Source organism: Bifidobacterium aesculapii, from assembly GCF_001417815.1.
GTDB classification, from domain to species: Bacteria; Actinomycetota; Actinomycetes; order Actinomycetales; family Bifidobacteriaceae; genus Bifidobacterium; species Bifidobacterium aesculapii.
In genome coordinates this window covers 14,751-28,255 of the sequence record NZ_BCFK01000038.1, presented here as the reverse complement: position 1 = coordinate 28,255, position 13,505 = coordinate 14,751, and the positions used below count along the sequence as shown (strand labels likewise).

Genomic DNA, 13,505 nt, shown 5'->3' with positions numbered 1-13,505 from the left:
CAATGGGTTCGACGCGCAGGCGCGCCGCAATATCAACGAGTGCAAGCGTTTGGGGATTCCGTTCGGCGTGTACGTGTTCTCGTATGCGGAGAACGCGTCGGACGGGGCGAGCGAGGGCGCGGACGTGGTGACTCTGCTGCGTCGTGCGGGTGTGAATCCGGGTGATCTGAGCTACCCGGTGTTCTACGATCTGGAGGCGTGGAGCTACACGGGGCATGTGAGCCCGACGAGTCCGGCCGTGTACGAGGGCATGGTGAACGCATGGTACGGGCAGCTGCAGGCCGCGGGATACAACAATCTGGGTGTGTACTCGTACACGAGCTATCTGGATTCCGCGTTGAACAGCGCGAGTATCCACGCGAAGACGCGCTGGGTGGCGCAGTACGGCGCTCGCATGCAGTACACCGCATGGTCCACGAACGACCGCGGCTGGCAGTACACGAGCAGTGGCCACGTCAACGGCATCAACGGGAGCGTGGATCTGAACGCGTTCGGTAACTACGAGTATCAGGCCAGTTATGATGTGCGCGGTTTGGAGAAACTGACGTTGCCGAAGGGCGTGTTCTACGTGGATTCGGTGACGAATCCAGGCTCATCTCTACTTCCTGACGGTGACTCGACGGGTGCCGGCGCGGTGGTCCGGCTGCATTCCGGCACGCAGGATGCGATGAAGTTCCAGTTCATCCCGCAGGATGACGGCTCGTATGAAATCGTGAACGTCAAATCCGGTCTGGCATTGGATGTGAAGGGTGGCAGCGCGATCAAGGGCACGGCTATACAGCAGTGGACCCGCAACAATACGTATGCGCAGCGCTGGTGGCTACGCGTTGCGGAGAACGGCGGCGTCTATATCCAATCCGTGTTGGGCAATTGGGTGTTGGATTTGACCGGCGGTAGCACTGCGGACGGTACGCAGGTGCAGTTGTATGCGCCGAACGCCTCGGATGCACAGCGGTTCATCATTGCGGACGCCTCGGTCGTGGCTCCGTCCGGAGTGGTGCGTCTGACCTCCGCCGGTCAGGGGAGTCTGGCTCTTGGCGTGGCTGGTGCTTCGTACGATGATGGGGCGCAACTCCAGTTGCAGGATTGGTCTGGGGCGGATTCTCAGCTGTTCCGTTTCAAGAGCGTGGGCAACGGCCTGGTCGAGGTGCGTAGTGTGAACTCCGGGAAGCTGGTGGAGGTCTCGTCCGGCGCCATGACCAATGGTTCACGTATCCAGCAGTGGCCGTCGAACGGCGGCCTTGCACAACGGTGGTCGCTGCGTGACGCGGGGAACGGTAATGTCGGCTTGGTCAACGCGAAGTCCGGTCGTGCGATTGATGTGACCGGCGGCGACATGACGGCGGGGAATGCGGTCCAACTGTATGGGTGGAACGGAACTGTGGCCCAATCGTGGACGTTGTCGCAGGCCGAGTCGAAGCGTGGCGGCGTGACGCGTCTGTCTGGTGCGACACGGTATGAGACGGCTGATGCGGTTGTGGCTGCGGGGTTTGAGCAATCGGATTGGGTGGTGATCGCTTCAGGGGAGGCGTTCCCGGATGCGCTATCCGCGTCGGCATTGGCCGGAGCGTTGCACGCCCCGGTGCTGTTGTCTCAGCCGGATGCGGTGAACAATACACTGGCGGCGCGGATTCAGGCGTTGGGCGCGCGCAAGGTCGTGCTGATTGGTAGCACGAGCGTACTGTCAACCAGCTTGGAGTCGCAGGTGAAGAGTCTGGTGACGGATCATGTCGTGTATCGTTTCGGCGGCGAGAACCGTTACGAGACGTCGTTGAGCGTGCTACGTGAAGCGCCTGTCGAGCTGGGATTCACCTGGTCGGGCAGGACAATAATCGCGAGCGGCGAGGGGCCGTACGATGCATTGTCTGCGTCGCCTATCGCATGGAAGACGAAGTCGCCCGTCGTGCTGACGGGGATGGTGGCTTGGATAAGGACTCGTTGAAGACGATTCGCGAATCCGGTTTCCGTGAGGCGCTGCTGATTGGGGGTGAGAATGTGGTGCCTGCAACGGTGGAATCGCAGCTGAAGTTCCTGACGCAGACGCGTCTTGGCGGTGCGGGCCGTTACGATACGTCGGCCGAGGTGATTGATTACGCGTTGCGGAAGAAAATCCTCAAAGCGGACGGCGTGGTGATGGCGTCCGGCGAGAACTATCCGGACGCATTGGCGGGTGGTGCGCTCGCTGGCAGCACGGGCAATGTGCTTGCGCTGGTGAATGGTGCCGATGCGCGTACCGTGCAATTGGCGGCCGCGAATCAGACCAGCGGTAACAAGGCCACGGCGTATGTGCTGGGCGGCACGAACGTATTCGGCCAATACACGGCCGAACGCATCGCCGGCAAACTCGGCAAGCACATCCAGTAGTGTGGCGGCGATTGTGTTTGTCGCTTCAAGCACGGGCAGTGCTATACGCGTTGACTCGTATGATGAGGCAAAAAGGAATCGTCGTGAGGAGATGAGGTGGAGCAGCTACGTGAAGTTATGAGGTCCTCAAGGCGTTTCATGTGGTTGCCTATACTGTTGGGCATACTTCTGGGCATTGGCGGGTACTCCGCGACGCGTGGTGAGGTCTCGTTCGGTGACTCGGCCTTGTACGTGCAGTGCCTTGCGTATGCGGTGACGATGTGTGTGCTTTTCTCGTTGCTGTATGTGCTGCAGGAATGGATTGTAGCGAATGGTGGTGTGCAGAGAGTACAGCCCGCAATCGCTGAGGAGGCGAAGGATCTCTCTTCATCCCGTATGCCGAGGCTTCATGCCATCGCGCGATTCGAGCATGATTTCCATGTAAGCAGTCTGTTACGTGACGCGCTCCGCATGTTCGTCTGCTGGTCGCCATACATCATTCTGATGTATCCGGGAATTCTGTATTGGGATACCGGCGACCAGTTGGCGCAGTTCTTCGGCATGCCGGTGTTTGGCCAGGAGTCGGGACAGATCTGGGACCATCATCCTTTCTTGGACACGTACTTCTACGGTTCGGTCATATGGCTGGGGCATGCAATCAGCGGGCGATATGAGGTCGGGCTGTTCATGTTGTCGATGTTGCATGCGTTCCTTGCCTGTCTAGCCGTGAGCTCCATGCTCACGTACTTTCGGAAGCGGCAATTGGCGCGCAAGCCGCTTGCCGTGGTGACGGCGGTGTTCTGCTTCTTTCCCGTGTTCCCCATCATGTTTTCGTCGATTGTGAAGGACACCACCAACGTTATCGTGTTTCTGATTTGGCTCACCATGTACCTGTGCTTGATAGACTCACGTCTTGCTCGAATTGCGAAGCCGGGGTTCCTGATGGGCTTTATGATGATGACAGTGCTATTGGCTCTGACGAAGAAAGTCGGGCTATATGTAGCGGTAGCAGCAATACTGTTGCTCGTCGTCGGCAAGTATCGGAAACGGTTCAAAGCGGTATGCGTTATCGTGGCGATTGGGTGCTTCGCCTTCGTCAGCGTATTCCTGCCTAAGGTAGTGTTTCCTCGTCTCAACATCATCCCCGGCGAGCGTCAGGCGGCCATTGTTGTGCCCATTCAGATGGTTGCTCGTGTGGCTCATATCAATCCTTCCGATGTTACCGAGAAGGAGAAGCAGACGCTTAACGAGTATCTGCCCATGTCTTGGGATGAGATGGGGAGGAACTATGTGCCGTTCACGGCGGATCCTGTAACCGGATATGCAATGAAGACCGGAGGAAGCGCCACTGATTTCGCTAAGACATGGTTGTCGGTCGGGTTGAAGCATCCTCGTGCATACATACAGGCGTTCATCAGTGTGGAATCAGGATGGCTTGCGTTCAATGGTGCACCGGCGAATAACGTGGGTCCACAGAGCCCGTACCCGGAGATCGCATTGCAGTACCAGCCGCTGACCTCGAACGCATTGAATGATGGCACGTTCGGTCAATTCATGCCGAATAGGGAACCAAGTAAAGGACAGGCTGCGGTAAAGAGCCTGATACGTGCATTGCAGGATATTCCGGTGGTCAACGTGTTTATGTACATCGCTGTATGGACGTCGATTATGCCAGTTTATCTGGTGTATGCGCTGATCCGACGGCATGCAAGCCGTGATGATGTCCTGCGGTTCGTTCCGTACTGGGTCTCTACTGCGTTCCTGTTCCTGTGCGCAGTGACCATACAATTGCAGAACGACCACTCATCGCCGACAAGGTATGCGTTCCAAGCACTGGTGTTGGGTGTGCTTTCCCTAGCGATGTTGAGTGAAACAAGCTCGGGGAAGCGAAGGATTGACTAAGTGATGGTCCGGTTCCACGAAGTGGAACCGGACCATTCTTATTGAATCTTGCTGTTTTTTACTCGGATAATGGGAGGCCGAGCTTATTGGCAATGGTGTATGCCGTGTTGGTATTAACAGCAGATTGTCCGCCAAGCACAAAGGCTCTGCTCACATTGCTGGAGTTGTTACCGGCAAATTCCAGTGTCGGCGAGTCGGGACTATTCACGAGAAGCATCACAGCATTGTTCTTGCCGGCAAGCGGACCTCCGGCGAGCGCATCAGCGAAATTCTCGCCGGTAGCGAATGTGGCACCGCTCATTGTCATGCCGTTCTCCAGTCCGTATTGGGCTACTCGAACACTTGTGTCATATCGGCCATCGCCATACAAGCGCTTAGTCTTCAGTTTCAAGGAGAGAGTCAATTGGCTCATCGCCAGTTGGCTGACTGCGTTCTCACCTCCTATGACAAGTGCATTCGAGAAGGATCCGTTTCGCAATGCCTCGTAGACCGATTCGTTAAGCCCTCCTGCAGAAGGTATCAGGAAGATTGGCGTTTTCTTCGCATACGCGTAAGAGGAAATAGATAGTGCGTCTGCGAAATTGTCGCCGGACGCTATGATTGCTTGCTTTGACCAAGTTTTGTTCAATTCCTTGCCGATTTGGTAGGCTCTAGCGCTTGTCTCAAAACGGTTATCTCCGGATGCTCGATGTACTGTGATACCGAGATTTTCGATAGCGGATTTCACATTCGAGGAAATGGCAGATTCGCCTCCGATGATAATTGCAGTCTTTGGACTCAAACGTGTAATCTGTGCCTTGGCATCATCATTGAGAGAGTTCCCTGTCGTGAGCACGATAGGAGCGTTCAAAACACCAGCAAGAGAAGAGGCTGATAGAGCATCGGGGAAATTCTCTCCGGACGCAATCACTACATACTGAGAGGTTGCAGTGAACGTATGATCCACGATGCTGCTCATCGTGCCATAACGACCAGCCCCAGCGAGACGAGTGAGGTAACCGTTGGTGGAGCGAACCTTCCACTTGGCTGTGAGTGTGATGTCCTTGGTCACCGGTGCGGAGAAGTTGTATGTCTTGCCGTTCAATTGCCATTCGACGAAATCATAACCGCTGCGGGTAGGATTGGCAGGCTTGCTTATAGTCTTGCCAGACTCCACTCTTTGGGGATTGATTGGCGACCCGCCTTTTGAATCAAATGCTACTGTGCATACCTTGCATAGGCTGTTTACGAAGGAAACATAAGAGCTGACGCTCGTCATATACTCCTCAGCCGAATAAGCAGGGGCCGACAAGTTGTTGTATGCGTCAAGCGATTCCGTTGAGTATTCCTGAGCGACCACGTTGCCGTAGTCTGCATTGGAATTAATGGCTACTCCGGTAAGGGTGTTCTCATCAAGATATTTACCGCCCCATGCTTTATTTGTCAGGCTCCAATAATGTCCTGCACTGCTATCGGTAGGATTGGCATTGTATATCAGTTTTTCTTCCCAATACCAATTGCAAGCTGCGAGGGACTGGCCTATTCGACAGTTCCTCATGCTATCGTCGCCGAGGTTGTTGCCGTCATATGTGATGACAGGGGCCCATGATAGGTTTTCGCCAACGTTGTACTGCTGTGCATGGCCGTTGAAGAACGACTTCGAGTAGTTTGCGTCTGACTGTGCGATTGCCATCAACACGTCAGTGACTTTCAACGGGGTCAGCCGCTTGTTCGCATCATTGCATACCCTTCCTCTGCCGGCAGGTAAATCGATGCGGCACGGTTCGTCTGCTTGAGCTGATCGGAAATCGTTGATGCGCTTTGCTTCATTGGCAGCTTCTTTGAAGTTCACTAAACTTGTCGCATCAGTTGCAGCCCCGATGGAAGTATGGTCTTTCTCGGGAGCGTTTTTCAGTATGTCTGCGGCCTTTCTAGCAGCGTTTTTCTCGTTTTGTGTAGGAGCATTTTCTGATTTCCAGATGAAATAGCCATACGACGATTGTTTCTCAGCGACAGTGAGTGATTCCCACCCAGTTGCAGCTTGTGCTGGCAATGCGCATAAGAGCATGGCCGCACTGGTCAACATTGCTGCAGCTCCTCCTGCGCAATTTCTGATGTTCTTCCACATGGTTCTTTGCTTTCACTTGTAATGATCCCGTCTGGTCCTTGGCGGGTGCAATTACCATGATAGGAATCTACAAAGGATATTGAAACTCAGTTGCTTCACAAGTTACAAGAACAACTGAGTTTCAGTGTTCAACTGAACGTTGTTCACCAAGGCCAGTTGTTATCTGATGAATTTATCGAAGGTATCGTCTCGGACAAGAGCGGAGAATTCACCTCTAAGTGCATTGTGCACTGCAGGGTATGCAAGTGTGTCCGCGAGAATGACGTCATTGCCGCCTGCCTCGGTGTTGACGTGGCAGAGCGCTTCCTCTTGCGTGTTCGGAACATAAGCAAGACGGTTCTGAGCTTGCGCCTCCGCTAGGGGAATATTGGCGATGACCTGATTAGCTGTAGCAGGAACTACTGGGATGTGGCCAACAACCTGCATGACCTTCAGCCAAACATCGTCAGCATTCAGCGCTGTAGCACGAATCGCATCCATGTTGAAAGTCTCCTGAGGCATCACATTTGGCGGGAACAAGGTTCCAGCGCCACTGGTGGCGAACAGACGCATCGACGGCTGATTCACCATGTCGGGATAACGTGCGGGAGCTTCGTAAATCCACTGATCATAGGGTTTCAGGGAACCATCCTTGTTGAACATCATCAGATGAGTGCGAGCGGCGACTACCGCCTTGGGATGAGTCTGATGTGCCTTCATGAGTTCGGCAATATACGTATTGGGATATACCAAGTCGTCGTCGAAAGTGATTACCAGATCCTTCGAAAACTCTTGTAGAGCCCAATAGTATTTCTTATGTGGTTTGAGATTCTCCGAAACCCATCGGATTACGACATCATGCCCAACAAGGTGCATAAGCGTATCCGGAAGATCTTTCTCACGATTCGGGAAATCACCTTCGTACAGCCACAGGACCACCTTATCCGGTAGCATGCGTTGTGCGAGGATAGATCGTATGGCCAGATGAATGGTGGCCATACGTGGCGGGTATGACGTCAATGAGGCGATGATGCGTTGCTTGCCCATGATTCGTCGTCCAAGATGCGTCGCCGTTCGACGTACCTTATTCTTTGATTCCCAAATCCACGTGCGGAGGCCTGTGCTTATGTCCATAAACACATAGGATAGCGTGTGTCCAGTTCAGTAATAGCTCGGTGTGACTTAAAGGACGACGTCAGCACGAAGTAGTTCTATTTTGGCGTCGCCCTTAAGTCACACCGAGGGTGTTTCTCCTGTGCGATTGCTGAAGGAGTGATTGCAGCTGAGCTAATTCAGCTGCTTGACCTGCATCGCACTCTTGTTCAGCAGGCCGTAGCCTTCGTTGCCGGGGATGCGCACGGCGAAGTCGCAGGAGCGGCTTTCGTCCGTGTAGGCGAGCTGCTGGTTCGACTTGATGTTGCTCGGGTCGGGCAGGGAGCGCAGTTGCGCGGTGAGACGATAATCGCCGTTGCAGATCGCGTCGAGCGGCAGCTCGAACGTCACGGTCTGGCGGCCACGCTTCGTCTGGCGCAGGTCGGCGGCCGTATCGTAGATGATGCCGCCGCGTTTCATGTCCAGCAGGGTAATCGTCAGGTAGAACTCCACATCCTCGTTGAACTCGTAGTCCACAAGGAACCGGAACGGGTCCGTGGTCTTCACCAGCTGGGAGTCCTTCGCGCGCACGTTGAGCGCGGGCACGCGCTCGCTCAAGCCGGCCGGGTAAGTGTGTCCTTCGCTGTCGGTGTTCGCGGCGGCGCGGGCCTTCTGTTCGGCCTCCTGAACTTTGAGGTTCTCCAGCGTATACTGGTCGGCCACGTCGTTCTTGTCGCCGGCGACGACGATTTCGCCGTCCTTGATGAGAATCGCCTTGTTACAGTAGCGTTTCACTGCGTCCATGGAATGCGTGACGAGGATGATGGTCTTCGTCGGGTCCTTCTTCATCTGTGCGAAGAAGTTGTCGCACTTGCGCTGGAACGCCTCATCACCCACCGCGAGCACCTCGTCGAGCACGAGGATGTCGCCCTGTGCCTTGATGGCCACGGAGAAGGCGAGACGCACCTGCATGCCGGAGGAGTAGTTCTTGAGCTTCTGATCCATGAAGTCCTCAAGCTCTGCGAACTCCACGATGTCGTCGTACATCGCGTCGATCTCCTCGCTGGTGAAGCCGAGCAGCGCGCCGTTCAGGTACACGTTCTCGCGGCCGGTGAGCTCCGGGTTGAAGCCTACGCCCAATTCGATGAACGGCACCAGCTTGCCCTTGACGGTTACAGTGCCTTTTTCAGGTACATAAATCTGCGAGATGATCTTCAACAGTGTGGACTTGCCGGAGCCGTTGCGGCCCACGATGCCGAAGAAGTCGCCCTGATGCACTTCGAAGCTGATGTCGCGGAGCACACGTTGCTCAGTGTAGCCTTTGATGCCCTTCGTCCAGTTGAGGAATGCCATCTTCAGGCCGGTGGCCTGCTCCGTGGGCAGACGGAAATACTTTGCCACATGGTCGACTTTGAGGACGACGGGGCGGTCGTCGAGTGTGTTATCGGTCTTCATGTCGACATCTTTCGTGGTTGCCTTCGTGTTGTCGGTCATCAGAGCACCTCTGCGAACTTGGCGCTGTACTTACGGAAGATATGGATGCCCAGCCACAGCACCAGCGCGGACAGGACGTAGGGCACCAGGCACAGGATCTTGTTGTCCACCACGGTCCAGACGGTAGGCACGTATTCCGGTGAAAGCAGATTATGGCGGATGTCCATGATGGTCTGCGTGGTCGGCATGAGCATCATGATGTCGGCGGCCCAGCTGAACTCCGGGTTCTTCTGCACCATGGACAGTGGGTAGATGATAGGCGTGGCGTAGAACATGGCCTGCAGGACGACGTCCCAGATATGGCCGATGTCACGGAAGTACACGTACAGGGAACCGAGGAGGAGCGCGACACCGAGCGAGATCGCATACAGCTGGATGATGCTCGGAATCACGGTCAACACACGCCACGTGTAGTGCGCGTGGGCGAAGAAGCCGAAGAGGATGACCACGCCGAGGTTGATGGCGAGGGAGATCATCGACCCCATTGTGGTAGCCGCCACGATGATGTAGTTCGGGAAATGGATTTTACGCAGCAAATCGCCGCGGTCCACGATGGAACGCATGCCCATGCTCGTGGATTCGGTGAAGAACTGCCACAGGCAGGTGCCGCAGAGCAGCGAAATCGGGAAGGTGGGCGTGCCGTCCGTGAACTTGAGGAACTTCACGAACACCATGTACATGACGGCGAACAGCATCAGCGGCTGGAGCACCGACCACAGCACGCCAAGATACGAGCCTTGGTAGCGCAGCTTGAAGTTGGTCTTCACCAGCTCCTTGAATACGACCAGCGCGTAGTGGTACCTCTCCTGGAGGCGTTTGATCACGTCTTTCACAAGCGTCCTATCCTACTCATGCGAGACAACATGGCAGATGCCGCCAGTGTCTCTGCCCAGCGTTCTCACACATTCTAGTGGTGGCGTGGTATCACGCGCGTAGACGGTGCAGTGGGTAGGAACGTATGCGAGTGACTCACCGTTTATGCAGGAAACGCTTGGCGAGGGACAGCGGTTTGATCGCGATGTTGCCGACTCGGTACGAAGCCGAACGGTAGATCTCACGTTCGTGCTGGTCCAGATCATGGATTTGCCGGGCCTGCGCCTCGATGGTGTTGTCACGGTCGGCGATGCGCTTCTCCAACACCTTCACCCAGTCGCGGGTTTCGCACAGCTGGCGCCACAGATCGCCGACATGCCAATCGCCGTCCAATGCGGTGAGAATCAGCTGGGAACGACTTTGGCGCACGAGTTCCACGAAACGGTAATCGCGTTCCTCGTAGTAATAGTCTTTGTCGGTCGGCAACATCTCCAGCAAGGGGTACGAAGCATCCATCATCGTGACGGCTGTCGAACGGTCCAATGACTGCACGTTCCACAGGATGAAGTGGGATACCCAATTGTTGTAGCTGCGCTCTATGAGCGAGTGCTCATTCGTGGACTTCAGATATTCGCCGATTGCCCTGACCGCAGTCAGTGCGTTCTCCCAGCTCTTGCTGCGTGTCGCCTCCAGGGAGGTGGCGTTATGCGTACGGTGATGGAACAGCGCTGCATCCGTGCAGTAGATAGAGTCCGCTATGGCCAGTGCCACGAACGTGAAGAACGCGTCATTGGTGGTGCGCAGAGCTTGGAAACTCAGGTCATGCTCGTGGATGAAGGATGCTCGGAAGAGCTTGTCCCATGGCCAGCCGATGAAACTCTGGAACGTGGTGCCGGCGTAATCCTTATTGGAAAGCACCGTTTCGGTCGGTACATCCTTGATGGTGTAGTCGATGAGTGATTCCTCATGCGTATCCGCATCGTGGCTGTTGGAACGGGCGACGACGATGTCGACGCCCGTGCGTTCCGCGATGCCGGTCAGCTTCTCCAACGCGTCCGGCTCGATGAAATCGTCCGCGTCAAGGAAGTACAGGTATTCGCCGGACGCGTGGTCCATACCGTTGTTGCGTGCTACTCCCGCGTACTGGTTGGCCTGCGTGAGTAGTGTGACGCGGTTGTCGTGGTCTGCTATATCCTGCACGATTGCGCGGGTGCCGTCGGTGGAGCCGTCATCGACCACCAGGATTTCGATGTTCTCCAGCGTCTGCCCGGTGACGCTGGTTACGCACTCGGCGACATAATCCTGCGCGTTGTACGCGGGGATGATGACCGAAACGAGAGGGGTTGATGACACTGCTTCCACGCCGCCTCCGCTTCTTCCAAGGAACTTAATATGCGGACAGTATAGCCCCGTAGTTGGTCATCACTTCGAAGGCCTCCTTTATATTAGGTAGGGATCTACGGGAGATGGTGCGAATGACGATCACGGCCAACACTAGGGCTGATACAACCGGCTTGGCCGTTGATACCACCCGGCAGACAGCCGCAAAGCATTGGGAATTTGTTGATGTGCTGAATGTGGTGGCGTGCCTTGCTGTCATCCTGCTGCATGTCTCATTGAACGCTTTCTCGCCTGAACCATCGCATGCATGGGGCAAAGCCGTGGCGTTCCAAGCAATAGGCATTTTCGCCGTGCCGGTGTATTTCATGATTAGCGGCATGAATCTGTTGGGATATCGGCACCGATACTCCACGAAGACGTTCTTCAAGAAGCGTCTATGGCGCGTGGGCAGAGCTCTGATTTTGGCCAGTCTCGTGTGCTACCTGCTGTTCGGATTGTTCCCGTCGGCATTTGGCACGCAGGCGGTCGCAGACTCGTTCGGTCCGGCTGACTTCATTCGCAGGTTCCTTACTGATGACATCAATGGCTTCTACTGGTTCCTGTACTCCATCATCTACCTGTACATGATTACGCCGTTGCTCTCGCTGGCCACCGATGACAAGCGGCTCATGCGCTATCTCATCGTGGTGAACTTCGCCATCGCCTGGGGCGTGCCGCTGGTGGAACGGTTAGGTGTGGCTGAACAGTATTTCACGTCGTCGCTGCATTGGCCGCTGTACATGTCGCAGGACATGCTGTACTTCCTGCTCGGCTACTATCTTGTCCACCATGTCGAGTGGCGTTTCCCCGTGTGGGTGTGGCTGCTGATAGCCGCTTCCGCTGCGGTGGTGATGTTCGTCACGGCGTTGTGGACGAACGGGTATTTCGGCAATGCGGGCGTGTCAGGTGAATACCACAATTACGCGATCAACGGTTCGCCGGTGCGAGTGGTGGAATCTGCTGCCGTGTTCATGGTGTTCAGAGAGCTCGAACCGAGACTGCGCGCTTTGCCGGAACGTGCGCGCAGTCTGACTCGCACATTGTCAGGTGCGGTGCTCGGCGTGTATTTGTTCCATCTGCTGACGCTCAACTGGCTTGCGGTGAACGTACACGGTGCGGCGGGTGCGGCTCTTTCCCGGTTCCCGTTGCTGCGCCTTGTCGTGGTCTATCTGGTGACAGTTGCATGCGTTATCGCAGGGAAGTGGGCCATCGCTTCGATACAGTTGGTTGTGAATGGAAGGAGAGATGGGAATGCCCATTAAAACCCATGCGAGGAACGTGTCGATTGAACTATTACGCATTGTCGCGATGTTCCTGATTCTTGCATGTCATTTCATCATTCACTTTGATTGGGATTCGCATCATCTCAGAATGGTTCTTCCACAAGAACCGGGTTGGCGTTCCGCGTTCCGGTTTCTTATTGTCCAGTATGGGCAGGTGGGCGTGTCCATATTCTTCATCATCTCTGGGTATTTCCTTGTAGAGAAATCATTCAAATGGAGTCGTCTGGTAAAGACCTGGTTACAGATGTTCTGCTATTCCGTGGTCTTTCTCATTATCGTGCTTTTGCTGGGAACATTCCATCATTATCCTATGGCGGTGGAACCGGTAATGCGCGGGCCGGATTTGTATCGGTCGATATTGGCCAGCGTATTCCCGTTCTTCTACAACAGTTACTGGTTCATTGGCGCGTATCTGCTGATGCTTTTAGTTGCGCCATATCTTAATGCACTGTTCGATACGTTGCCGAGACGATCCATGGGATTGTTGATTGTGCTGCTGGGGTTCTTCAGCATTCAGATTCTCATTTTCGGTCGAACCTCGAACTGGAATAATCTCGTCTATGCCATGTTGGGATATCTGATAGGCGGATGGTTGCGCAAGTATTATCAGGATTATGCGGATAGGTTCAAGACTTTCCCAATGATTGGAATAATTGCAGTCTTGACGGCATTCATGGTCGCTTTCAACCATTACATTTCAGAACCGTCATGGCTGGTGGATTTTATGGGGTGGAAAGATCGGATTCATGATGGCATCGTGCCCTTCCCCATCGTCATCGGCGCATTGGTGTTCATTATGATAAGCCGTATCGATATGAACCAATCTCCGGCGATGGCACAGAGGGTTATCTGTACCATCGCGCCTACCACGTTCGGCATCTACCTCATCCACGAAAACTGGTTCGGTTTCCGCATCGTATGGGATTACGTTTCAAAAATGAGTTATCCTCCATCCGCGCCTATTTTGCGCCCTTTGGTGGGAATATGTATCATTGTTGCTGTGTTTATTATTCTAAGTTGTATTTCCTGGTTAATTGATACAATAATTGTACATCCCATAGAGAAGACGATGCTTTCGCAAATGTGAATATAATAGATGTATGGGGGAAAGA

General features: G+C 54.7%; 10 protein-coding genes. 5 read left to right on the top strand and 5 right to left on the bottom strand.

Annotated features, from left to right (window positions below; all coding sequences use genetic code 11):
• From BFAL_RS06095 to BFAL_RS06085, 3 genes are all read left to right on the top strand, one after another.
• A partial coding sequence (locus tag BFAL_RS06095; protein WP_174514762.1) for an RICIN domain-containing protein occupies positions 1-1,942 on the top strand: 1,942 nt, incomplete at its 5' end.
• The gene (locus BFAL_RS06090) at positions 1,939-2,364 is read left to right on the top strand and encodes a cell wall-binding repeat-containing protein (RefSeq protein ID WP_055427535.1); all 426 of its coding nucleotides are present in this window, start codon (positions 1,939-1,941) and stop codon (positions 2,362-2,364) included. The genes BFAL_RS06095 and BFAL_RS06090, both read left to right, overlap by 4 nt.
• A 138-nt stretch (positions 2,365-2,502) precedes the next feature.
• The gene (locus BFAL_RS06085; protein ID WP_152973568.1) at positions 2,503-4,245 is read left to right on the top strand and encodes a DUF6020 family protein; all 1,743 of its coding nucleotides are present in this window, start codon (positions 2,503-2,505) and stop codon (positions 4,243-4,245) included.
• A gap of 58 nt (positions 4,246-4,303) precedes the next feature.
• Here the strand turns inward: BFAL_RS06085 and BFAL_RS10665 are convergent, their stop codons facing one another.
• The 5 genes from BFAL_RS10665 to BFAL_RS06065 form a co-directional block, all read right to left on the bottom strand.
• A complete protein-coding gene (locus BFAL_RS10665) occupies positions 4,304-6,352 on the bottom strand; it encodes a cell wall-binding repeat-containing protein (RefSeq protein WP_082440415.1) in 2,049 nt (682 codons plus the stop codon).
• A gap of 159 nt (positions 6,353-6,511) precedes the next feature.
• Positions 6,512-7,378 carry a glycosyltransferase family A protein gene (locus BFAL_RS06080; RefSeq protein ID WP_055427533.1) on the bottom strand — a complete coding sequence of 289 codons (867 nt, stop codon included), beginning with the start codon at positions 7,376-7,378 and terminating at the stop codon, positions 6,512-6,514.
• A gap of 240 nt (positions 7,379-7,618) precedes the next feature.
• The gene (locus tag BFAL_RS06075) at positions 7,619-8,917 is read right to left on the bottom strand and encodes an ABC transporter ATP-binding protein (protein WP_055427532.1); all 1,299 of its coding nucleotides are present in this window, start codon (positions 8,915-8,917) and stop codon (positions 7,619-7,621) included.
• On the bottom strand, positions 8,917-9,750 hold the full coding sequence (locus BFAL_RS06070) for an ABC transporter permease (RefSeq protein WP_055427531.1): 834 nt from the start codon (positions 9,748-9,750) through the stop codon (positions 8,917-8,919). Before BFAL_RS06070 ends, BFAL_RS06075 begins: the two co-directional genes overlap by 1 nt.
• Positions 9,751-9,886: 136 nt before the next feature.
• Positions 9,887-11,083: a glycosyltransferase gene (locus tag BFAL_RS06065; RefSeq protein WP_055427530.1), complete on the bottom strand. Its 1,197-nt coding sequence runs from the start codon at positions 11,081-11,083 to the stop codon at positions 9,887-9,889.
• Positions 11,084-11,205: 122 nt separating this feature from the next.
• Between BFAL_RS06065 and BFAL_RS06060 the strand changes: the two genes are divergently transcribed.
• Positions 11,206-12,372: an acyltransferase gene (locus BFAL_RS06060; RefSeq protein ID WP_160319045.1), complete on the top strand. Its 1,167-nt coding sequence runs from the start codon at positions 11,206-11,208 to the stop codon at positions 12,370-12,372.
• Positions 12,356-13,480, top strand: a complete 1,125-nt coding sequence (locus BFAL_RS06055; protein WP_160319044.1) for an acyltransferase — start codon at positions 12,356-12,358, stop codon at positions 13,478-13,480. Before BFAL_RS06060 ends, BFAL_RS06055 begins: the two co-directional genes overlap by 17 nt.
• Positions 13,481-13,505: the final 25 nt, after the last annotated feature.